Annotated in this window: 17 protein-coding genes; 8 read left to right on the top strand and 9 right to left on the bottom strand. The window is 70.8% G+C overall.

Annotated elements, in window-relative coordinates:
- The first annotated feature begins 2 nt into the window (after positions 1-2).
- A complete protein-coding gene (locus ACZ39I_RS03935; protein WP_467242676.1) occupies positions 3-662 on the top strand; it encodes an RlpA-like double-psi beta-barrel domain-containing protein in 660 nt (219 codons plus the stop codon).
- Between the two features lie 2 nt (positions 663-664).
- Here ACZ39I_RS03935 and ACZ39I_RS03930 read toward each other — a convergent pair whose 3' ends face one another.
- Positions 665-1,528 carry an alpha/beta fold hydrolase gene (locus ACZ39I_RS03930; RefSeq protein ID WP_467242672.1) on the bottom strand — a complete coding sequence of 288 codons (864 nt, stop codon included), beginning with the start codon at positions 1,526-1,528 and terminating at the stop codon, positions 665-667.
- Between the two features lie 67 nt (positions 1,529-1,595).
- Here ACZ39I_RS03930 and ACZ39I_RS03925 point away from each other — a divergent pair, with 67 nt between their 5' ends.
- Complete coding sequence (locus ACZ39I_RS03925; RefSeq protein WP_467242669.1) at positions 1,596-2,045, top strand: MarR family winged helix-turn-helix transcriptional regulator; 450 nt, start codon at positions 1,596-1,598, stop codon at positions 2,043-2,045.
- 149 nt (positions 2,046-2,194) lie between these two features.
- On the opposite strand, the gene ACZ39I_RS03920 is transcribed toward ACZ39I_RS03925, so the two are convergent.
- The 3 genes from ACZ39I_RS03920 to glnII all read right to left on the bottom strand — a co-directional run bounded on the left by ACZ39I_RS03920 (position 2,195) and on the right by glnII (position 5,235).
- Positions 2,195-3,202 carry an NAD-dependent epimerase/dehydratase family protein gene (locus tag ACZ39I_RS03920; RefSeq protein WP_467242667.1) on the bottom strand — a complete coding sequence of 336 codons (1,008 nt, stop codon included), beginning with the start codon at positions 3,200-3,202 and terminating at the stop codon, positions 2,195-2,197.
- Positions 3,203-3,288: 86 nt separating this feature from the next.
- Entirely contained in the window at positions 3,289-3,855 is a 567-nt protein-coding gene (locus ACZ39I_RS03915) for a winged helix-turn-helix domain-containing protein (protein ID WP_467242664.1), read from the bottom strand.
- 351 nt (positions 3,856-4,206) lie between these two features.
- Positions 4,207-5,235 (bottom strand): glutamine synthetase, encoded by a 1,029-nt coding sequence (glnII, locus tag ACZ39I_RS03910; RefSeq protein ID WP_451474328.1) that lies wholly within the window; start codon positions 5,233-5,235, stop codon positions 4,207-4,209.
- Positions 5,236-5,491: 256 nt separating this feature from the next.
- Between glnII and ACZ39I_RS03905 the strand changes: the two genes are divergently transcribed.
- The 3 genes from ACZ39I_RS03905 (at position 5,492) to ACZ39I_RS03895 (ending at position 9,138) form a co-directional block, all read left to right on the top strand.
- On the top strand, positions 5,492-6,766 hold the full coding sequence (locus ACZ39I_RS03905; RefSeq protein ID WP_467242659.1) for a sensor histidine kinase: 1,275 nt from the start codon (positions 5,492-5,494) through the stop codon (positions 6,764-6,766).
- Positions 6,757-7,410 (top strand): LuxR C-terminal-related transcriptional regulator, encoded by a 654-nt coding sequence (locus ACZ39I_RS03900; RefSeq protein ID WP_467242655.1) that lies wholly within the window; start codon positions 6,757-6,759, stop codon positions 7,408-7,410. The genes ACZ39I_RS03905 and ACZ39I_RS03900 overlap by 10 nt, the downstream gene beginning before the upstream one ends.
- Before the next feature lie 183 nt (positions 7,411-7,593).
- Positions 7,594-9,138, top strand: a complete 1,545-nt coding sequence (locus tag ACZ39I_RS03895; RefSeq protein ID WP_467242652.1) for a DUF1996 domain-containing protein — start codon at positions 7,594-7,596, stop codon at positions 9,136-9,138.
- Positions 9,139-9,225: 87 nt separating this feature from the next.
- Here the strand turns inward: ACZ39I_RS03895 and ACZ39I_RS03890 are convergent, their stop codons facing one another.
- Positions 9,226-9,660, bottom strand: a complete 435-nt coding sequence (locus ACZ39I_RS03890) for a hypothetical protein (protein WP_467242649.1) — start codon at positions 9,658-9,660, stop codon at positions 9,226-9,228.
- A gap of 129 nt (positions 9,661-9,789) precedes the next feature.
- Between ACZ39I_RS03890 and ACZ39I_RS03885 the strand changes: the two genes are divergently transcribed.
- The 3 genes from ACZ39I_RS03885 to ACZ39I_RS03875 all read left to right on the top strand — a co-directional run bounded on the left by ACZ39I_RS03885 (position 9,790) and on the right by ACZ39I_RS03875 (position 13,139).
- The gene (locus ACZ39I_RS03885) at positions 9,790-10,299 is read left to right on the top strand and encodes a tetratricopeptide repeat protein (RefSeq protein WP_467242646.1); all 510 of its coding nucleotides are present in this window, start codon (positions 9,790-9,792) and stop codon (positions 10,297-10,299) included.
- A gap of 142 nt (positions 10,300-10,441) precedes the next feature.
- Complete coding sequence (locus ACZ39I_RS03880; RefSeq protein WP_467242643.1) at positions 10,442-12,367, top strand: hypothetical protein; 1,926 nt, start codon at positions 10,442-10,444, stop codon at positions 12,365-12,367.
- Positions 12,368-12,422: 55 nt separating this feature from the next.
- A complete protein-coding gene (locus ACZ39I_RS03875; RefSeq protein WP_467242640.1) occupies positions 12,423-13,139 on the top strand; it encodes a TetR/AcrR family transcriptional regulator in 717 nt (238 codons plus the stop codon).
- 11 nt (positions 13,140-13,150) lie between these two features.
- Here ACZ39I_RS03875 and ACZ39I_RS03870 read toward each other — a convergent pair whose 3' ends face one another.
- The 4 genes from ACZ39I_RS03870 to ACZ39I_RS03855 form a co-directional block, all read right to left on the bottom strand.
- Entirely contained in the window at positions 13,151-13,504 is a 354-nt protein-coding gene (locus ACZ39I_RS03870; RefSeq protein ID WP_352383121.1) for a 5-carboxymethyl-2-hydroxymuconate Delta-isomerase, read from the bottom strand.
- A 28-nt stretch (positions 13,505-13,532) separates the two neighbouring features.
- A complete protein-coding gene (locus ACZ39I_RS03865; protein WP_467242638.1) occupies positions 13,533-15,152 on the bottom strand; it encodes a SpoIIE family protein phosphatase in 1,620 nt (539 codons plus the stop codon).
- Between the two features lie 73 nt (positions 15,153-15,225).
- Positions 15,226-20,631 carry a pullulanase-type alpha-1,6-glucosidase gene (gene pulA, locus ACZ39I_RS03860; protein ID WP_467242636.1) on the bottom strand — a complete coding sequence of 1,802 codons (5,406 nt, stop codon included), beginning with the start codon at positions 20,629-20,631 and terminating at the stop codon, positions 15,226-15,228.
- 106 nt (positions 20,632-20,737) lie between these two features.
- Positions 20,738-22,138 (bottom strand): glycoside hydrolase family 30 protein, encoded by a 1,401-nt coding sequence (locus tag ACZ39I_RS03855; RefSeq protein ID WP_467242632.1) that lies wholly within the window; start codon positions 22,136-22,138, stop codon positions 20,738-20,740.
- Positions 22,139-22,209 lie beyond the last annotated feature (71 nt).

Genomic DNA, 22,209 nt, shown 5'->3' with positions numbered 1-22,209 from the left:
GGATGTCGCGCAGGAGAACGCTCGGTACGAAGAAGAAGGTCGCGCTGCTGGTGAGCGCGGCGGTGGCGGCGGGTGGTGGGGCCTTCGTGATGGCCAGCACCTCGAACGCCGCGAGTCCCCAGACGGCCGCAGAGTCGACGGTCTGCCAGGGGCTCGCCACCGCGCTCGGCAACAACCAGCGGTTCATCGCGGATCAACAGGCCGCTCCCGACGCACAGTCGGCGGCCCGGATCGCCAACCGGGAAGCGGTGATCGCGCAGATCAAGGTGCAGCAGGAGGCGTCCGGTTGCGTGGTCGGGGAGTCGGCTCAGGGCTCCCAGGCCACCGCGGGGCAGCCCTCGCAGCCCTCGCAGGCCGCGTCCCCGTCGGCGCCCGCCGCTTCCCAGGCCCCCTCCACCGGGAACGCCGCCTCCGGGCAGCAGGTGTGCAACGGCTCGACCGTCACCCTGTCCGGCGAGGCCGGCGCGCCCGCCGCGTCCAGCAACCAGTTCCCGACCGGTACGAAGTTGAAGGTCACCAACCTGGACAACAACAAGTCCACGACGGTGGAGGTCACTTCGGTCTCCGGCAGCTGTGCGCTGCTCAACAACGCGGCTTTCGAACAGGTACGGGAGCCCGGCAAGTTCCTCATCCGCCGGGCCCTGATCGAGAAGGTGGGGTGAGGCTATTCGGGGCGTGCACCTAGGAACTCGCTGAGGCGGCGGGCCAGTTCGGGAGGTGCGGACTGCGGCAGCGCGTGGTGGGAGACGCCGGGGACGACGTCGATCTCCGCCCGCGGCAGCAGTTCGCCGGCCTGGCTCGTCACCTGGTACGTGTCATGGGTCCTGCTGTTCGCGGCCACGAGCAGCAGGACCGGCGCCTTCAGGGCGCGCAGTGCGTCCGGGGCGGGTCGGGGGCCGGTGACAGGCCGGGCGGCGGGGAAACCGGCGGCGGCCTCCTGGAGGCGGAGCCAGTCGGGGTCCAGCACGGCTCCCCCGGTCTCCCACTCCAGGAAGGCGCGGACACGGGCCGGCGTCGGACGCAGCAGCATCGGCAGGGCGTGCAGCAGATACGCCGCCTTGAACCCGGCGAAGCACTGGGTCGGGTCCAGGAGGAACAGGCGGCGCATCCGGTCGGGGGCGCGCAGGGCGTAGTGCAGGGCGGTCCAGGCGCCGTAGGAGTGCCCGCCGAAGTCCGCCCGCTCGACGCCGAGTCCGTCGAGGACGGCGTCCAGCCAGGCGGCGAGGTCGGCGACCGTGCGGGGGTGACGGTCGGCGGCCGGTTCGCTGCGACCCGGGGCACCGATCAGGTCGACGGCGAGGACCCGGCGGGTGCGGGCGAGGTGGGCGGCCTGGGCGTACCAGGACGTGGAGGTCGCTCCCCCGCCGCCCGGCAGCAGGACGAGCGGGGGTGCGTCGGCCGGGCCGCAGGCGTTCACGTACGTCGTGCCGAACGGGGTGGGCACCCGGAGCGCCTCCCGGTCGGCGGGCCACTTGTCCCACACCTTTTCGTATGCGGCCTCGAACGCGGCACCGTCGTATCGGCCCATCGACCCCTCCCCTATTATCTCGTTCAGCGAGATACTCGATGAGCGAGATAATAGCGGGAGAGTGCCCATGCCGTCCGAGGGACCCGAGATGGAGATCGTCCATCTGCTGCGTGCGGTGACCGTCGAACTCGGCCTGCACAGCGCCCGGTTCGCGCAGCGCAACGCCATGCACCCGACGGACGTACGCGCCCTGATCGCCCTCATGGACGCCTCCCGCGCGGGCGAGGAGATGACGGCGGGGCGGCTCGGCGCGGAACTCGGGCTCAACTCGGCCGGGACGACCTCACTGCTCGACCGGCTGGAGCGGGCCGGTCATGTGCGGCGGGTGCGGGGCCGCGAGGACCGGCGCAAGGTGGTCGTGGAGGTGGACGAACGGGCCGTGGAGCTGGGGCAGGCGTTCTTCGGGCCGCTGATCGGGCGGGCGGTGGAGCTGCTCCGGGGGTACGACGAGGGGGAACGGGCGGCGATCCGGGGGTTCTTGGCGGGGGTGCGCGACGCGGCGGCCGACGGGACCTGACCTCGACCGAAGGACGCGGGACACGGCAGCCGAGGAGACCTGACCTCGACCGAGAGTGCGGGACACGGCAGCCGAGGGGGCCTGACCTCGCCCGACGCGCCCGGCGTCGCGCACCTGCGCGCCTCGGCAGGCGCGGCCGAGCGCTCTTCTCAGTCGCGTTCCCCGGCCGCGAGTGCCTTCGCCTCCGTCTCCTCGTCGATACCCACCACCGGCCGGTCCGGGCGCTGCGGCGCCACCCCGCCGATCTCCAGCAGCCACTTCCAGGTGTCGGCCACCGTCTCGGTGACCGGACGGCAGCGCAGGCCCGCGGCGGCGGCCCGGGAGGTGTCCGCGCCGTGGAGGGTGGTGTGCAGGTCGGTGTCCGGCGGGACCCAGACCGGCAGGCCGGTCCAGGGGGCGATGCCCGCGTCCAGGAGGATGTCCGGGGCGGTCCAGCGCAGTTCGGCGTCGCCGCCGGTCACCGCCACGCAGGCGTCGAGGAGTTCGCCCGTCGTGGTGTGGCCCGGTGGACTCACCAGGTTGTACGGTCCGTGCCGCCCCGCCGCGGACGCCTCCAGCACCCACCGCGCCAGGTCGCGGACGTCGACGTACTGGAGGGGGAGGTCACGGGGCCCGGGCGCGAGGACCGGGCCGCCGCGGGCGATCCGGCCCAGCCACCACGGGAGCCGGCCGATGTTCTCGTACGGGCCGAGGATCAGGCCGGCCCGTACGAGAAGGGAACGGTCCGCGCCGAAGGCCTCGACGGCGGCCAGTTCACCGCCCCGCTTGTCCCGGGCGTAGTCCGTATGGTCCGCGTCGGCGAAGGCGCCCTCGACCACCGGGGCCTCCTCGGTGAATCCGGCCGGCTGCGGCCAGGCGTACACCGAACGGCTCGACACATACGCGTAACGGTCGGCGCGGTCCCGCAGCAGCCGTGCCGTGTCCCGGACCGCGCGGGGCGCCGCCGACCAGGTGTCCACGACCAGGTCCCAGGGGCCCCCTTCGGCGAGGGCCGCGAGACCGCCGGGCGCGGTGCGGTCGCCGTGCAGCGACCGCACCCCGGCCACGGGTGCGTGCCGTCCCCGGTGGAAGACGGTCACGTCCCAGCCGTGCGCCAAGGCCCCCTCGGCGAGGGCCCGGCCGACGAACTGCGTACCGCCCAGCAGAAGAAGTCTCATGCCGGTGACTGTGCCCGCCGGGGCGGCGCGGGGGAACCCAGGTCTGCCGTGGGCAGAAGCCGTGGGCAGAAGCCGCGGGCAGAGGGTCAGCCGCCGGTCGGCGGGGTGTACTTGTAGCCGACCCGCCGCACGGTCTGGATCGCGCCCCGGAAGTCCGCGCCCAGCTTGCGGCGCAGCCGGGCGATGTGGACGTCGACGGTACGGCCGTCGCCCACGTGGCCGTAGCCCCAGACCGTGGTGACCAGCTGGTCACGGGTGTGCACCCGGTGGGGGTGCTGGACGAGGTGGGCGAGGAGCTCGAACTCCAGGTAGGTGAGGTCGAGTTCCCTGCCGTTCACCTCGGCGGTGCGCTGCACGGTGTCGATCCGCACGAGGGGGGCCTCGGCGTCGGCGGCAGCGTCCGTGATCGCCGGTTCCTGCGGGAAGGGCGGGTGCTGGTCGGCCGGGACGAGCACCAGGTAGCCGATCATCGGGGGCTGGCCCGGCAGGGTGGGCAGGGTGTGCTGGGGAGCGGGCAGCCAGGTCGCGCCCGGGGGGAGGAACTCCGCCACGTTCAGGACCTCGTCCGGGCCGACGGCTCGCAGTCGATGCCGTGCGCCGTTCTCGGAAGGGGCGGGGAGGGTGGCGGTGGAGAGAGAACGAGTGGTCGCCATGAGGTCAGCTCTTTCGCGCGAGAGGGTCGTCGAGGGACGTACGCTTGCGCGCTGGCCGAAGGCCGGGGTACGGCTTTAGAGGGCCGGCGCGTTCATCGCGCGGCAACACACCCGGTCGAAGTCATGGTGCTGACGGGAAGGCCAGAAGGGCTCGAGGTCATGGCGACCCGTCGCGCTGCACTTCCGGTGGCTGGCCATGAGCTCATTGAAGCAGACGTCGGCCGACAACAGGAGCCTCCTCTCACTGCTCGGACAATTCCTTGGCGTGAAATTGGTGTGGCACCTGTACGGCGCGACACGGCGAGGGGCGCCCACCGTGGCCGGTGGACGCCCCTCGGGGAACAGCGGGGGTCAGACCTGGCCGGCCTTCTCCAGCGCGGAGCAGCAGGTGTCGACGATCAGCCGCGTCACGACGTACGGGTCGACGTTGGCGTTCGGACGGCGGTCCTCGATGTAACCCTTGCCGTCCTTCTCGACCTGCCACGGGATACGGACCGAGGCACCGCGGTTGGAGACGCCGTAGGAGTACTCGTTCCACGGGGCGGTCTCGTGCAGGCCGGTCAGGCGGTCGTCGATGCCGGCGCCGTAGTTCTTGACGTGGTCGAGCGGCTTGGAGCCCTCGCCCAGCGACTCGGCGGCGGTGATGATCGCCTCGTAGGTCTCGCGCATCGCCTTGGTGGAGAAGTTGGTGTGCGCGCCGGCGCCGTTCCAGTCGCCCTTGACCGGCTTCGGGTCCAGGGTCGCGGCGACGCCGAAGTCCTCGGCGGTGCGGTAGAGCAGCCAGCGGGCCACCCACAGGTGGTCGGAGACCTCCAGCGGGGAGACCGGGCCGACCTGGAACTCCCACTGGCCGGGCATGACCTCGGCGTTGATGCCGGAGATGGCGAGACCGGCCTTGAGGCAGTTGTCGAGGTGCGCCTCGACGATGTCACGGCCGAAGATCTCGTCGGCGCCGACACCGCAGTAGTAGCCGCCCTGCGGGGCCGGGAAGCCGCCCTTGGGGAAGCCGAGGGGGTAGCCGTCCTTGAAGAACGTGTACTCCTGCTCGATGCCGAAGATCGGCTCCTGGGCGGCGAACTTCTCGGCGACCTCGGTGAGCGCGGCACGGGTGTTGGACTCGTGCGGCGTCATGTCGATGTTGAGGACCTCGCACAGGACGAGGATGTCGTCGCCGCCGCGGATCGGGTCGGGGCAGGAGAAGACCGGCTTGAGGACACGGTCCGAGGAGTGGCCCTCGGCCTGGTTCGTGGAGGACCCGTCGAAGCCCCAGATCCCCAGCTCGGCGCCCTTGGCGTCGTCCGAGAGGATCTTGGTCTTGGAGCGGAGCTTCGCCGTCGGCTGGGTGCCGTCGATCCAGATGTACTCAGCCTTGAAGGTCACGGGCCACTTCCTTCGGGGGATGTGTCTACGCACTGCGGGTGCTGCGGCGCTGCGGCACTGAAACGCCGCCACTTGGTGCCCGCGAGCCTGTCAACAGGCGATTTCCCGGTCATTGCTCGAATGTGAACCCCGTGTTACCGGGTGGTGCTGTGGCGCGATTCACGGTGTGAGCGCGGCAGAGGTGTATCTGGCACCACTCCCGGACGGGGCGGCCAGGCCCAGTGACCCGCGTCGCCCCCTCGGCGAGACTGACCGTATGACCATGCAGACGGGGAACGGCAGCTGGGGTATGAGGGTGCGGGCCATCGGTCTCGCGGCCGCACGGGGGTTCGCGCTGGCGCTGGTGACGCTGCCGGGAGCGCTGCTCGGTTTCACGCTCGCCCTGGTGTCGATCGCGCTGGTGCCGGTCGGGATCGGCCTGTTCACGACCCCCTGGGTGCTCACGGGGGTACGGGCCTTCGCGGACTGGCGGCGGGTCCTGGCCGCCGAGTGGAGCGGGGTGCGGATCCCGTCGGCGTACCGGCCGGCACCGAAGGACGCCAAGCCCTGGACCCGCACCTACGGGATGCTGCTCGACCCGGCGGTCCGGCGGGACCTGCGGTGGCTGCTGGTGGACATGACGGCGGGGTTCGTGACCGCGCTGCTGCCCGCGGTGCTCGTCTTCTACCCGCTGGAGGGGCTCGCGGTCGCGGCCGGGCTGTGGCGGCCGCTCGCGGAGCTGGGCGGCGGCTACTGGTACGGCTTCGTGCATGTCACCGACCAGGTCTCCGCGTTCGCCGCCGGCGCCCTGGGTGTCGCCCTGCTGTCCCTCGCCCCGCTTGCCCCGCGTCTGCTGACCGTCCACTTCCGGCTCACCCGGTCCGTACTCGGCGCCGGGCACGGCGAGTTGGCCGAACGCGTCCGGGTCCTGACCGAGACCCGGCGGGACGCCGTGGACACCTCCGCGGCCGAACTGCGGCGCATCGAGCGGGACCTGCACGACGGGGCGCAGGCCCGCCTGGTCGCCATGGGCATGGATCTCGGCACCATCGAGATGCTCCTCGACAAGGACCCCGCACAGGCGAAACGGCTCCTCGCGCAGGCCCGCCAGTCCTCGGCGGACGCGCTCACCGAACTGCGCGACCTGGTGCGCGGGATCCATCCGCCGGTGCTGGCGGAGCGCGGACTGGGCGACGCCGTACGGGCGTTGGCGCTGCGGCTGCCGGTCCCGACGGAGGTGACCGTGGAGCTCGAAGGCCGGCCGGACGCGCCCGTGGAGTCGGCCGCCTACTTCGCGGTCAGCGAGGTCCTCACGAACGCGGTCAAGCACTCGGGCGCCGACCGGATCTGGATCGACCTGCATCACCTGAAGGAGGGGGCGGGGATGCTGCGGATCAGCGTCACCGACAACGGCCGGGGCGGCGCGCTCATCACGGCCGGTTCGGGCCTGGCCGGGGTCGAGCGGCGGCTCGGTACATTCGACGGCGTCCTGGCCGTCAGCTCACCCGCGGGCGGTCCCACCATGGTGACCATGGAGATCCCTTGCGCTTAGTCCTGGCCGAAGACCTGTTCCTGCTGCGCGACGGCCTCGTACGGCTCCTGGAGGCGCACGGCTTCGAGATCGCCGCGGCTGTCGAGAGCGGGCCCGAGCTGGCCCGCGCGCTGGCGGAGCTGGAACCGGACGTCGCCGTGGTGGACGTACGGCTGCCGCCGACGCACACCGACGAGGGCCTGCAGTGCGCGCTGAACGCCCGGCGGGACCGCCCCGGGCTGCCGGTGCTGGTGCTGTCCCAGCACGTGGAGCAGCTGTACGCGCGCGAGCTGCTCGCCGACGGCACCGGCGGGGTGGGCTATCTGCTCAAGGACCGGGTGTTCGACGCGGAGCAGTTCGTGGACGCCGTACGGCGGGTCGCGGCGGGCGGTACGGCGATGGACCCGCAGGTGATCCAGCAGCTGCTGACCCGGCGGGCCGCCGACGACCAGCCGCTCGCCCGGATCACGCCCCGGGAGCGGGAGGTGCTCGAGCTGATGGCGCAGGGGCGGTCGAACGCGGCGATCGCCGGCAAGCTCGTCGTCACGGAACGGGCGATCGCCAAGCACACCGCCAACATCTTCACCAAACTGGGCCTTGAGGTGTCGGACGACGACAATCGCCGCGTTCTGGCGGTGCTCGCGTATCTGGACCGCGGCCGGTGAGCAGACCTTCATTCTCTGTAACTCCTGCTGCTCAGGGGCCTGTTGTCCCCCCGAGGCCCGGCAAACCTCTGATTTGTTTGTGGGACTGGTGAACACCCTTGGGACGCCATGCGTATGGGAGGGCGCCGCTTCACTCCTGTCGGGCGCCTCGATAGCCCCGAAAAAGGAAGTCAGAGGAGTTCCATGGGACGCAATGCACGTAAACGCCGCTCGTCGATGACCACGAAGGTCATAGCCGCGTCGGCGGCCCTAACGCTCGGTGGGGGCGGGCTGATCTGGGCGAACTTCTACGCTTCGGCGCACGAGTCGAACAACAACGGATGGTCGCAGAACCAGACCAAGGCCGCCGCCGCGCAGGTCGCGACCATCTCGTGCCCCGACGTCGGTCAGAAGCTGACGAATGTGCCTCAGAACGCGCGTCAGGGGGTGGCCACGGAGCTGGCCAACCTGGACAAGCAGATCACCGAGGCCTACGCCAGGCTCGCCTCGACGCGACAGGCCCAGGCAGGTGACTCGGGCTTCGTCCAGAACGCCATCGTCGGTCCCCTGAAGGAGAAGCGGGCGGCCACGATCGACCGGATCCGCATCGACATCCAGCGGGTCGGGGGTCAGTTCAACACTTCGCTCAGCCAGTTGGCCGCCTGCACGACGCAGAACGCGGCCCCGCAGACCAACGCCGGCGGCCAGCAGCAGAATGGCGGCCAGCAGCAGAATGGCGGTCAGCAGCAGGGTGGCCAGCAGCAAGGCGGCCAGCAGCAGGGCGGCCAGCAGCAGGGCAACGGCGGACAGGGCGGCAACGGCCCGGTCGCGGCCGACTTCGTGGACATCACCAAGGTCCAGGGCAACGCCCAGCTCGGTGTCGGCCAGAACGGCCTCCCCGCCAACGGCAACTCGGGCTCCAAGGGCACCTTCACCACGAAGTGCGGCACCAACGGGAACGACAACCACAACACGGACAACGTGATCGTCGCCCCCGGCGTCGCCAACGGCGCGCACCACCTGCACGACTACGTCGGCAACCAGAACAACGACGCGTTCGCGAGCGACCAGGAGCTGGCCGGGGCCACCACCACCTGCCAGAACCAGGGCGACAAGTCGTCGTACTTCTGGCCGGTGCTGCGCCTCCAGGACGGTTCCAAGGACTTCGACCAGAACAACGACGGCGGCGGCAAGGAGGGCAACGTCGGCAAGATCCTCCAGCCGGCCCAGGCCCAGCTGAAGTTCGTCGGCAACAAGACCGGCAACGTCGTCGCGATGCCGACCGCCCTGCGCATCATCACCGGTGACGCGAAGGCCTTCGTCAACGGCAACGGCAACGCCAACGTGAACTGGAGCTGCACCGGCTTCGAGAACAAGGTGCAGCTGCACGACAAGTACCCGATCTGCCCGCAGGGCAGCCAGGTGGTGCGCACGACCAACTTCCAGAGCTGCTGGGACGGTCAGAACATCGACAGCGCCAACCACCGCACCCACGTGGCGTTCGCCCAGGCGAACGGCGCCTGCGCCAACGGCTTCAAGGCGATCCCGCAGCTCCAGGTCCGGCTCGTCTACAACGTCCCGGCCCCGAAGCTGCAGAACGGCACGGTCGTCAACCCCTACGCGGTGGACACCTTCCCGGAGAACCTGCACAAGCCGATCACCGACCACAACGACTTCATCAACTTCTTCTCGCAGAACACGATGAACAAGATGGTCAACTGCATCAACACCGGCAAGAACTGCCAGTGACGCACTGAGAAAGCCGGCGGTGAGAATCTCTCACCGCCGGCTTTCGCGTGTCCGGGTCCCCCAGGGCGCTGTCTCAGTGCGCCGCCCTCAGTGCGCCGAGTGCGTGGCACCCATCTTCGAGTGGTCCGTGCCCTCCTCGATGTCCCCGCCGAGCGTCTTGCGCAGCCCCGTCACCGTCTTGGTGGTGTCGCCGACGGCGACCCATTTGCGGCCGACCAGGAAGTGACCGCCGTAGTCCTTGGCCCCGTTGATCCACTCGCGCTGGCCGCGGTCGGTGGCGAAGGTGGCGAGGATGAACTTGCCGTCGGCGTCCTTGGACTTCTTGCACACCGCCTGGCGCAGTTCGTCGGCGTCGATCTGGATGTTGGGCGTGCACTTCACCTCGGCGGCCAGGTGCTCCAGGCTGCCGGTGGCCGCGGAGGGCACCGCAGCGGCCTTCGCGTCACCGCCGGATCCGCAGCCCGCCAGCGCCAGCACCGCGGCCGCGCCGGTCAGCGCGAGCATCGGTCGGGTCAACCTCATCTGTTCCTCCGGTCACGGGGTCACGTCGGACGGGCCCCGGCGGGGGTCCGTCTCCTCCCATACGGCTGTGGAGCGCGGGACGCTCAAATCCTGGTGTCATCAGGGGTACGGCTGTGCGAAAGTGTGCCGGTGAACGACGACTGGGAGAAGCGGGTCGACGCCGCCTGGGCGACCTTCGACGAGTATCCGCAGGAGCGGGCGGCCGAGTTCCGGGCCGTGATCGACGCGCTCGTGGCCGAGCTGCCGGACGGCAGTGCGCTCGGTCTCTTCGAGCGGGCCTGTGCCTGGGACTCCACGGGGCACTCCGACACGGCGGCCCCGCTGTACCGGGAGGCACTCGCGAAGGGGCTCAGCGAGGAGAGCGGCTACAAGGGCCGCCGCGCCAAGATCCAGCTGTCCAGTTCGCTCAGGAACATCGGACAGGCGGCGGAGGGCGTCGAGCTGCTCACCCCCGAACTGGACGCCTCCTCCGACGAGTTGGACGACGCCGTCCGCGCCACGCTCGCGCTGTGCCTGTCCAGCCTCGGCCGCGACCGCGAGGGGCTCTCGCTGGTCCTGGGCGCGCTCGCCCCCCATCTGCCGCGCTACCAGCGGTCGATGGCCAACTACGCGCGCGCCCTGGTCGACCCGGCCGACTGAATTAGCCCGAGCGGCGATGATCTCGTGCCGCGATGTGGCCGCAGAGCCGCGGAGACCGTCGCCACGCAGGTCACGCGGGGTTCCCGTGAATGCTCCGCGTCCCACCCGGTGACCAACCGCCGATTCGCTCGTTCTGCTGAACGTGCAGTCACAGGATGTCGCCCCGCGCCCCGCACCCGCTTCCGGCTCCACCGCCGACCCCGTCGTCGATGTGGCGCAGGCCGAGGCCGCGCTCGTCGAGCACTACCCCCGGCTGGTCCGGCTCGCCTATCTGGTACTGCCGCCGGGCCTGGGCCGGGGCCGCCGGGTCCTGACCGCGCACGCCCTCACCCAGCGTGCCCTGCCGCGGGGCCGGAAGGCGATGCCGGTGATCCCGGCCCAGTCGGCCGGCCGCGAGGGCGACTGCGGCTACGCCTTCGTCCGCCTCCAGGTGGTGCGTACAGCCCTGGAGGCGGGCCTGCCGCTCAGGCGCAGGGCGTGGCCCAAGCGCTCCCAGCTCCCGCCGCTGCTCCCCCAGGTGTGGGGGCTCAGGCTCTTCCCGCGCTCCGGCGGCGCCGACGAACTCGCCCTGGACCAGCGCCTGTCGGCCATGTCAGGGCCGGCCCGTGCCGCCTATGTGCTGCGCGGCCTGGAGAAGCTCCCCGACGGCGACGTACGCGAGCTGCTGACGGCGGCGGGCGTGACCGACGCGGATGCGGCGCTCGACGAGGCCGCCGGTACCGAGGGTGCGTACGCCCTCCTCGACTCCCCCGAGTTCGACCCCTGTTCGCTCCAGGCCCGCCCCACCGACCTGATGCGGCGCAGGCAGCACATGAAGGCCGCGCTCGCCGCCGCCGCGGCCGTCGCTGTGTGCGGGGCGCTGCTCGGCATGCCCGGCGACGGCTGGGGTCCCGACGGCGCCGCCGCGCCCCCTTACGCGCGAAACCCCGCCGCCCAGGCCGCCCTGAACCCGGCCCTGCTGCTCAAGGTCCCGGCCGCCGCATGGGAGTCCTCGGCACGCACCGACTTCTCCGTGTGGCCCGCGCGCGGCGACCTCACCGGCGACAAGGCCCTGCTGCGCCGCGCCCTCGCCGTCTGGGCCCGCCCCGGCGAGAGCGTCCAGGTCTCCGCGACCCCCGGCACCCCCTCGGGCGGCCCCGCCGGCCCGCCGCAGCTCCTGTACGCCGGGACCGTCGACAACGCGCACGTGGTGCTCCTCCACGACGGTCTGCGCATCGTCCGTTACGCCGAGCCGCGCGACGGCACCCAGGGCGCCGCCCTCGACTTCGCCCGGGTCGACGGCGCGGACCGGGCCGGGGCGAGCGCGGTCGTGCTGGGCCGGGCCGACGGCAACATCCGCTATCTGACGGCCCCTTGGGTGACGGGGGCCGCCGAGCGGGACCTGCTGAAGCCGGGCGCCGGTGCCATGGAGCTCACGCTGACCGGCGGCACCACCGCGCCGATGGCGGGACCCGCGCAGAGCGGCGCCTGCACCTCCTGGAACGTGCTCCAGCTGACGGACGCCTCCGGCACCCGGCTGCTGACCGACCTCGGCGAGCTGGTCCCGGCCCGTCTCACCACCGGCCGCCCCGGTTCCGTGAAGGACGCGTCGGGAGCGGGGGCGCTGCGCGCCTGGGCGCCGTACGCCTGCTCGCTGGGTGCGATGCGCTCCTCGGGCGTGCGCGCGGTGAACGCCTGGACGTACGCGTCGCAGCCGCTGCCCGAGGCGGGCGGTTCGGCCGACTGGGTGTGCACCCGGGCCGAGACCTGGCAGGGCGGCGGGGAGCGGGTGCTGGCCCAGTTCCACACGCCGGGCTCGACGTATGGGGCGGTCGCGGCGAAGGCCGAGAACGTGCCGGCGTGCGGGGCGAAGGATCCGCAGGTGCTGGCCGGGGTGCTGTGGAAGTCGGGGTCCGGCTCCTGGTACCTGCTGGCGGCGGGGAGCCGGAGGACGTCGTCGATCAGCGCGACGGGCGGGGTGCAGGGGTCCGCCCCGGGCAATCTGCTGGCCGTCAAGGCGAATCAGGGGGCTCAGGCCGAGCTGAAGGGGACCCTGGACGACGGGCGGGCGGTCAGCGGGCTCCGCTGACACCACCGACCGGATCGGCCCGTTCCAGGCCGGATTCGATCGGTAAGGTGTTCGTATGACAACCGGGGTCCGTCGAAGAATGGGAGTCGAGGAACGGCGTCAGCAGTTGATCGGCGTCGCCCTCGAGCTGTTCGCCCGCCGCTCGCCCGACGAGGTCTCCATCGACGAGATAGCGTCGGCGGCCGGAATCTCCCGGCCACTGGTCTACCACTACTTCCCCGGCAAACTCAGCCTGTACGAGGCCGCGTTGAAGCGGGCGGCACAGGATCTGGCGAGCCGGTTCGAGGAACCGCACACGGGGTCGCTGGGCGGCCGGCTGCTGCGGGTGATGCGCCGCTTCTTCGACTTCGTGGACGAACACGGGCCGGGTTTCTCGGCGTTGATGCGGGGCGGGCCCGCCGTGTCCGTGGGCGGAGCCCATTCAATGAGCCACGTCTCGGCGACGAACGCGCTCATCGACTCCGTACGGCAGGTCGCCTACGAGCAGATCCTGTCGCATCTGCGGGTGACGGACCCGCCCGCACGCCTGGAACTGCTCATCCGCGCCTGGATCTCGCTCGTCGAGTCGACGGCCCTGATCTGGCTGGACGGCCGCCGCATCCCGCGCGCCGAACTGGAGCGGCAGCTCGTCCACGACTTCGCCGCGCTGGCCGCGGTGAGCGCGGCCTACGACGAGGAGATGACCGCGCTGCTGCGCCGCATGCTCAAGGACGAGCCGAACGACGGCCCCTTCACCGACCTCGCCGCCCGGCTGATCGCGCTGGCCTCCTAAGCCCTGTCGGCCTAGAGCACGGCCTTGGTGTAGGAGGCGTCCAGGTCGCGCACCTCGGCGGAGAGGTGCACGGTGAGGCCCTCGGCGGGGCCGACGTGCTTGCGCAGCAGTTCCACGACGGCCTCGGTGAGCTTCGCCTTGGTCTCCTCGGACCGTCCTGCGAGCAGGGCGAGCGTGACATTCACGATCGCGTGGTTCCTGATCTCGCCGCCGACCGCCTCGTCCTCGGTGCGCAGTACCCGGGTCTTGCACGCCTCGAGCTTCGCGGCCGCCGTCTCGACGACGACCGGGTGCAGCGCCAGGGCGAACTCCTCCCAGTCGACATGGTCGAGATACGGGGAGTGTTCGACGGTGATCTGCGGCATGAGGACTCCTGTTCTACGACGGCACAGGTCACCCTAGCCGCAGCGCCAGCATGGCGATGTCGTCCTCCCGGTCGTGGCCGAAGGTCTCCAGGAGGGTGTCGCACAGAGCGTCCAGTCCCGGCAGGGCGCCGGAGGAGGCCGCGCGCAGGTGTTCCAGGGAGGCCGTGAGGTCGGTGCCCCGGGTCTCGATGAGGCCGTCGGTGACCATGAGGAGCCGGTCGGTGGGTTCGAGGAACAGCTCGGTGGCCGGCGGATGGGGCAGTCCGACCCCGAGCAGTGGGCCGGCCGCCTCGGCGTAGTCGGCGGTGCCGTTGTCGCGGACGATCAGCGGCGGGATGTGACCGGCGTTGGCGATCCGGGTGCGTCCGGTGGCCGGGTCGATCAGGGCCAGGCAGACGGTGGCCGTGGTGTCGGGGTGGTAGCGCCGCAGTGTCCGGTCGAGGCGCTCGGCGAGCACGGCCGGATCGCTCTCGTCGACGGCGTAGGCGCGCAGCGCGTGCCGGAGTTCGACCATGACGGTCGCCGCGTCCAGCGAGTGCCCGACGACATCGCCGACCGCGGTCAGCACGCCCTCGTCCACGCGGAGCGCGGCGTAGAAGTCGCCGCCGATCTCGGTCTGCCGGGAGGCGGGGACGTACCGGACCACGACGTCGATGCCCGGCAGCTCGGGCAGCCGGTGCGGCTGGGGCAGGAAGCTGTGCTGGAGGGTGAGGGCGACATGCCGCTCGACCTTGTACATGAGCAGCGGCTCGGCGGCCAGCGCGGTGGCCTGGGCCAGCTGGGCCAGCAGGGCCTCGCCCTCCAGTCCCACCCTGCGCATCCCGCGCGCGGGCGCGGCCAGGCACACCGGGGCCCGGCCGTCCTGGGTGACGACGAGCGCGAGGCGGGCGTCCTGCTCGACACCGGGCCGGAAGAACCCGCTGGGCCACAGCGGCGCGGGCACGGTGGTCAGCTGTACTCCGGCCTGCCCGCGGGTGAGCCGGCGCAGCAGGCCGGCGACGGCCTGGTCGGCGGCCTCGTCGGGCAACGCGACGCGGATGCGGTCGCGGGACAGACCGCGGTAGAGCTGGTCGTCCTGGTCGAGGACGAAGACCGCGGCGGGGGTGCCGGTGAGCCGCGAGACACCCTCGGCGGCCGCGTCGGACAGTTCCTGCAGGGTGCGTGCCGACTGGATGGTGACGATCGTCTCGGAGAGCAGGGTGAGCCGTCGTACGAGCGCCTGGTCACCGGCCCGCAGTTGCGCGTTGCGTACGGCGGCCCGGACCACCGCCTCGATCTCCAGGGGCTCGGCGGGCACCCGCAGGTAGGCCTCGACGCCCGCGTCCAGGCCCTGGCAGAAGTCGGCGGGGGGCGAGGCCGCTGCGGAGAAGTGCACGACGGGCATCCCGGCCGTGTGCGGGCGCTCCTTGAACAGCCGGCAGAGGTCGAAGCCGCTCATGTCGGGCAGCCCGACGTCGACGAGCGCCACGTCCGGCAGGGTGCCTTTGAGCAGCCGTGCGTCGAGTTCGGCGAGGGCCTCGCCGCCGGTGGCGACCGGTACGACCCGGTGCCCGGCGCGGCTCAGCACGGTGCCCACGGCGTACCGGCTGGCCTCCACGTCGTCCACGACCAGCACGGTCGTGCCTGTCAGCTTGCTTTTTACGTCCATCTGTCACCCCTCGGGCAACACCGGTGGAGCAGACCGCGGTTCGGGGCCTGCTCCACCAAGGTAATGCGTTCAACTAAGGATGGCGGAGGAAAACGGCCACGGTTCTCGCCGGAACGGCGAACGTACCGGATTCCTTCTCGTAGGACGCCTCCTTGACGGTAGAGTCCGCCCCCGCCACCTGCACGGGGTGCAGCCGGTAGGTGCTTCCGGCAAGGGTGCCGACCCGCTGGCTCTGGGCCTTCGGCGTCGCGTTGAAGACGACGACCAGGTCACCGAGTTCCATCGTGATCACCCCGGGCGTCTCCTGAGTGCCGGACAGCGGGAAGGACAGCCGCGACTGCACCTGGTCCGCCGTGCCGAGCGAGAACGCCCGCTCCGTCGTACGGATCCGCAGCAGGTCCCGGTACGCGGCCGACGCCCCCTCGATCTGCGCGCAGCCGACCTTCACCGAGCCCAACAGCGGCTTGGCGTACGGCCACTTGGAGGCGTTGTCGGCCGCCATGGGCAGTCCGCGGCCGAAGCCGTTGCCGTCCCGGCAGTCCCAGTGGATCGCGTTGAACCAGTCGCCGCTGTCGAAGGAGTTGCGGTCCAGGGACTTGGAGCGCAGCAGGTCGGTGCCCGCCTGGGAGAGCGCCGGGCCCTGGGAGAGGGCGGCCGTGGCCAGGGCGAGGACCTGCATCCGGGCCCGCTCGGAGGCGCTGGTGCCCGCGGGCAGCTTGTACGTCAGCGCGTCGAACAGTGACTCGTTGTCGTGCGCGTCGGCGTAGGCGAGGGCGTCACCGGGCGCGTCCGCGTATCCGGCGGGCTGCCCGTTGTAATCGACCTGGGCGCCGGTGACCTCCTTGCCGTCGCTGTCGGTGAAGCGGTACGTCGCGAGGTTGCCGGACAGGCCCACCTTGATGAGGTCCTGGTAGTGGAGCAGGCGGGCCTTCTGCTGCGCCGGCGTCCCGTTCGCCGTCGATCCGTTGGGGTCGGTGTACAGCCCGGAGGCGAAGCCCTGGACGCCGGGGTCCTCGTCGAAGGGTCCGCCGCCGCGTACGGCGTCTCGGGCGCGGTCGGAGAAGGTGGCGATCCCGGTGCCGGCCATGTTCTTCTGGGTGGCCTGCACGAAGCGGGCGTCGTCGGCGACCTCGCCGAAGTTCCAGCCCTCGCCGTAGAGGATGATCTTCTTGCCGTCGACGCCGTCCTTCTTGAGGGTCAGCGCGTCGAGGGCCTTGCGCACGGCCAGGATGTTGGCCTTGGGGTGGTGGCCCATGAGGTCGAAGCGGAACCCGTCGACCTTGTACTCCCTGGCCCAGGTGACGATCGAGTCGACGACCAGCTTGCCCATCATGGCGTTCTCGGTGGCCGTGTTCGCGCAGCAGGTGCTGTTGGCCACCGAACCGTCGGCGAGGAGCCGCTGGTAGTAGCCGGGCACGATCCGGTCGAGGACGCTCGTGGGAGCCTGTCCGCTCGCCGCGGTGTGGTTGTAGACGACGTCCATGACGACCCTCAGGCCGTCGTCGTTGAGGGACTTGACCATCCTCCGGAACTCCACCGTGCGGCGGGTGCCGTCGGGGTCGGTCGCGTACGAGCCCTCGGGGACCGTGTAGTGGTACGGGTCGTAGCCCCAGTTGTAGGCGTCCTTCGCGGCCGACTTCGCCACGCACTCCTGCTGTCGGTCGGAGTCGGCCGGGTAGGAGGCGAGGTCGCAGTCGGGAGTTGCCTGATCGGACGTCTTCTCGGGGATGGTCGCGATGTCGAAGGCGGGCAGGAGGTGGACGTACGAGGTGCCCGACTTCGCCAGCCGGCGCAGGTGCTCGGAGCCGTCGCTGTTCCTGTCGGCGAAGGCGAGGTAGGTGCCCCGGTCCTCGGCCGGCACGGTCTTGTCCGCCACCGAGAAGTCCCGGATGTGCAGCTCCTGGATCTCGGCGTCCCTGAGGGGCACCGCCTTCGGCTTGGTGTACGTCGACCAGCCGGGCGGGGCCAGGGACCTGTCCTCCAGGTCGACGACGAGGCTGCGCTCGGAGTCGGTGGTGAGGGCGACCGAGTAGGGGTCGGTGACCTTGTTGGTGACGACCTTGCGGACACCGGGCGCCCAGACCTTCACGACGTACCGGTAGGGCTTGCCCTTCCAGGACGCGGGGCCGGTGACGGACCAGACGCCGGTAGTGGCGTCGCGTCGCATGGCGACCGTGGAGCCGTCCAGTTCGAGCTGCACCGACTGCGCGGTCGGCGCCCAGACGGCGAGCCTCGGGCGTCCCTTGCTGAACGTCGGCCCGAGGTCGGCCTTCGTCGCCTTCGGGTACAGGTCGTCGAGCACGCCCGCGATCTGCACGCCGGTCGCCGTCAACACGGCCCCGTTGGCGGCACGTTGGGAGGCGACGAGCTGTCCGCCGAGGGCTTCCTGCACGCGGTCCCGGTCACGCGGGTCGACCGACCAGGCCGTGTAGTCCTTCAGGTGCGGGAACTTCGTCTTCTGCGCGTCGGTGAGAGTGGTCCTGGCCAGCCGCAGCCACCGCTCGTCGTCGCTGGTCAGGGCTCCCCCGTCGACGGTGATCGAGCCGTCGTGGGAGTACAGGAGCTGGGTGGAGGCGGCGGCCTCGGAGCCGTTCCAGGCGAGGGTGTTCCGGTCGATCCAGACCGCCTTGGAGGTGGTCAGGTCGAGCGCGGCGGCCGACCCGGCGGGCTGCGGGAGCAGGTACTTCTCCTGGCCGTTCAGCAGCCACACCTCGTGGCCGTTCGCCGTGAGGTCGAGGGACTGGTCGGTGGGCAGGTCCTTCTCGTCGCCCTTGTGGATGATGTAACTCAGGCTGGTGGCACCGTCGTTGAGAGGTACCTCGTAGACCGCGCCGAAGGCGTCGGTCCGCACCGGCTCCAGCGGCTTCGACCAGTCGGTGGGGTGCGCGGCGCCGGTCCAGACGTGCAGACCCCAGCCGTCGTAGTTCCCGTCCGCGCGGTGGTAGTGGACGACCGCCTTGGTCCTGTCCTGCGCCGGGTAGTCGGGGCGCTGTGTCTGTACGGCGTCCTTGCCCTGCTCGATCCAGATCTCACCGGTCCTGGTGACGTCGATCGTGCGGTCGGTGGAGACGTCCTTGTTCCCGTCCTTGTCGATGACGAGGAAGCCCACGTTCGAGGCGCCGGGCTTCAGCTTGACGTAGGCGAAGGCGCCGTACGCGTCCCGGCCGACGAAGGGGTGGCTGTCGGGCCAGGTGGTGGACTCGCCGTCGGCGAGGTCGCCCCAGGCGTACAGGCCCCAGTCGGCGTAGTCGCCGTCGGCGCGCTTGTAGTGGACGACCGCGTAGTCGCGGGAGGAGGCGGTGGGGGTCTCGGCTGCGGGCGGGGTGCCGGTGACGGACTCCGCCGTCGCCGAAGCGGTGCGTCCCCTCGCGTCGACGACAACGGCCTTGTAACGCAAGGCTGTTCCGGCCGGTACGGCCTTGCCGACGACCTGCGTGACCTTGTACGGCGCGTGGTCGGCGGAGCCGAGGGTCCGCCACTCGCCGCCGCCGACCTGTGCGGCGAAGACGACCCGGTTGAGCTGTCCGCCGGCCACGTCGGCGGTGAGCTCGACGGTGCCGGTGGCGCCGGGGGCGGGGGCCTTGAGGGTGATCGTCGGCCTGGTGGCGGGCTTGGCGAGCGAGTCGGCCGCCTTGAGGACGATCGCGGAGCCGGCGGGGACGGTGACGGTGACCTTCTTGTCCGCGTCGGAGGTGACGCCGGCGGCACCACCGTAGATTCCCTTGAACGCCATGTTCGCCGAACCGGTCGCGAAGGTCGCCGACTTGGCCTCGCTCACGTTGTTGAAGGCGACGACGTACTCGGTGCCGGTCGTGGCGTCGGTGCGGGAGAAGGCGTAGACCCCGGCCCCGTCGGCCGCGTACCGCTCCTCCTGGACGCCGTCCGCCAGCGCCGGTTCGGCCTTGCGGAGCTTGGCGAGTCGGGCGATCTGCCGGTAGAGCGGTGCGCTCGTGTCGTACGCGTCGCTCGCGTGGGTGCGGTCGGTGCCGATCTCGTCGTCGTCCAGGTAGTCGGCCGTCCTGGACGCGAACATCGTCTGGCGGGCGTCCTTGTCGCCGCCGGCGCCGGTGAAGCCCTGTTCGTCGCCGTAGTAGACGACGGGGTTGCCGCGGCTGAGGAACATCAGCTCGTTGGCGAGCCGGTCCTTGGCGAGGAGTTCGGCGTCGGTGGCCTTCGGGTTGTCCTGGTTCAGGAAGTACCCGAGGCGGCCCATGTCGTGGTTGCCGAGGAAGGTGACCTGCTCGTAGGCGTTGGCCTTGTCGGTCGTGTACTTGTAGTCGTCGCCGAAGACGCTCGCGAGCTTTTGCGCGCTGCCGCCCTGGGAGACGTACTGGCGGGCGGCCTCCTGGAAGGGGAAGTCGAGGGTGGCGTCGAGGCGGCCCTGGGTGACGTACGGCGAGGTGATCGACGTGTCGGCGGAGTAGACCTCGCCGAACATGAAGAAGTCCTTGCGGCCCTGCTCGGCCGCGTAGGCGTCCAGGGCGGTGGCCCACTGGGTCCAGAACTCCATGTTCACGTGCTTCACGGTGTCGATCCGGAAGCCGTCGATGTCGAAGTCCCTGACCCAGCGCCGGTAGATCCGCTCCATGCCGGAGACGACCTCGGGACGCTCGGTCCACAGGTCGTCGAGGCCGGAGAAGTCGCCGTAGGTCGTGGACTCACCGGCGTAGGTCGAGTCGCCGCGATTGTGGTACATCGTCGGGTCGTTGAGCCAGGAGGGGACCTTGGCGCCCGTGTCGGTGACCGTCGGGGTGCGCGGGAAGGAGTCGGCGTCCACGGCGGGGAACCTCTTGCCGCCGGACGCGTAGTCCGCGTCGTCGAAGGGCTCCCCGTCCTTCGTCAGATAGGGGAAGGCGCCCTTGGAGAGGTAGTCGTAGGACTTCTCCTCGTAGTCGACGACGTCGGCCGTGTGGTTGGTGATGACGTCGAAGAAGACCTTCATGCCCTTGGCGTGGGCCTTGGAGATGAGGGTTTCCAGGTCCTTGTTGGTGCCGAAGTGCGGGTCGACCTGGGTGAAGTCGGTGATCCAGTAACCGTGGTAACCGGCGGAGGCGTCGGCCCCCGTCCCCTGCACGGGCCGGTTCTTGAAGATCGGGGCCATCCAGATGGAGGTGGTGCCCAGGCCCTTGATGTAGTCGAGCTTCCGGGTCAGCCCCTTGAGGTCGCCGCCCTGGTAGAAGCCCTTGTCGGTGGGGTCGTAGCCGGTGCTCAGCCGTGAACCGGTGAGCCCGCCCCGGTCGTTGGAGGTGTCGCCGTTGGCGAAACGGTCCGGCAGGACGAAGTAGAACTGCTCGCGGGTGTCGTCGTGCCGGGCCGGCTGCGCGGCGAGCTTCGCGTCGGAGGGCGGTGGCGGCGGGGTGTCCGCCCGGGCGGACAGCGGCTGGACGAGCGCTGCGGCCAGCGCGGTCACGGTGACCGCGGCGACCCGTCCGGCATGCGTGGTGCGGCGCCTGGACGGCACCGGCCATCTCGGTATCACAGACGTGAACTCCTTGCGATGTACGGCTCTGCGGGTCCGACCCCGCGTGACCGTATCGCCGCCGTAAGGATTACAGCAAGAGTCCTGAAACAGATGGAAAGAACTTTCAGCGCCGGATGGTGTAGGTGACGAGCGAGCGGGCCGGGACGGTGGCCGTGAGAGAGCCTCCGGTCACGGGGACCGACGCCTGGCGGGAGGTGCTGTTCGAGCCGTTGGTGAGGTACGGCGTCGCACTCCCGCTGGTGATTCCGGTGTTCCGCAGGCTGAAGCGGACCTGGTTCGCCTCGGTGGCCGTGTTCAGCGCCACGACGGTGACCGTGCCGTCCGTGTTGCGGAACGCCGAGAGCTTCAAAGCGCTGTCGGGGGTCGTGGCACCGAGGCGGGTGGCGCCGGGGCGGATGAAGCGGCTGTAGTTGGCCATCGCCCACAGCCGCTTGGAGACGTGGTAGCTGTCGCCGTCCAGCTGGATCAGACCCCGGGTCGCGCCCAGGGAGGCGCCGTACCAGTAGACGTAGCCGCTGACGTTCCCCTTGGTGAGGGCGTCGTGGATCGCGGAGGCGACCGTGAAGCCGTCGTAGCCGCTGCCGTCGTCCCAGTTCTCGTTCCAGGTGGTGCCGTTGGGCGACCACTCCGACATCCAGGTGCGCCTGGAGGTGGGCAGCGGGCTGTCGACCGCGCTGGCGTAGTTGTGGCCGGTGTGGGTGGTCACGTAACCGCGGGCGGTGGCGTCGGCCTCGATCGCGCTCGTGTAGGCCTTCTGCTGGGTCCAGCCGAAGGAGTCGCAGCAGGCGACCTTGTATCCGGCCGCCTTCGCGACCGGACCGAAGAACTTCACGTACTCGGTCGCCTGGGCGGGCGTGAGCCGCATCGAGTCGTACGTCGCCGTCCAGTCGGGTTCGTTGGTGAAGCCGATGTCGGTGATGCCGATGCCCTCCCGGCCGTAGAACTTCGCCCATTGCACAAGGAAGTCGGCGTACGCCTTGCGCCAGTCCCCGCTCGCGCAGGTGGCTCCGCTCAGCCCGCACAGCGTGCCGCCGTCGGCGTCCGTGCCGTTGGTCTTCATGTAGCCGGGCGCGGTCCAGGCGTCGGCGTAGAAGCGGTTCACGCCGTACGCCTTGGCCTCCTTGGCGAGCCACACCTGGCCCTTGTCGTAGCCGTCCCAGGTGTACCGGGGGGCGGCGTCCGGGCCGCCGGGGTCGGTGGGCTGGATGCCGGAGTCGATGCCGAGGCGCAGGATGCTGAGGCCGGCGCCGGTGGTGCGACTCAGCAGCAGATCGAGCAACTCCCGCTGGTGCTGGGCCGACAGGCCCTGCGAGCCGTTCATGACGGCGGCCCGGCCGAAGTGCTCGGAGAAGCCGAAGCCGTCGATGGGCTGGTAGGTGGTGGAGCCGTTGACGGTGGCGGTGGTGGCGGTGACCTTGTGGGGCAGGTCGGCGGCCGTGACGCCGGCGACGGCGAGCAGGGCCGCCGCCGTGGTCATGGCCCACGTGCTGAGTCCGCGCTGCATGACGCACTCCTTCGGGAAAGGGATGGGAGCGCTCCCATAGACAGCAGGGAACGTAGGACGACACTCCTTGA

The organism is Streptomyces sp. NPDC024687 (assembly GCF_055559055.1).
The sequence above is the reverse complement of the archived record's forward strand: the minus strand, read 5'-3'. Positions and strand labels throughout refer to the sequence as shown.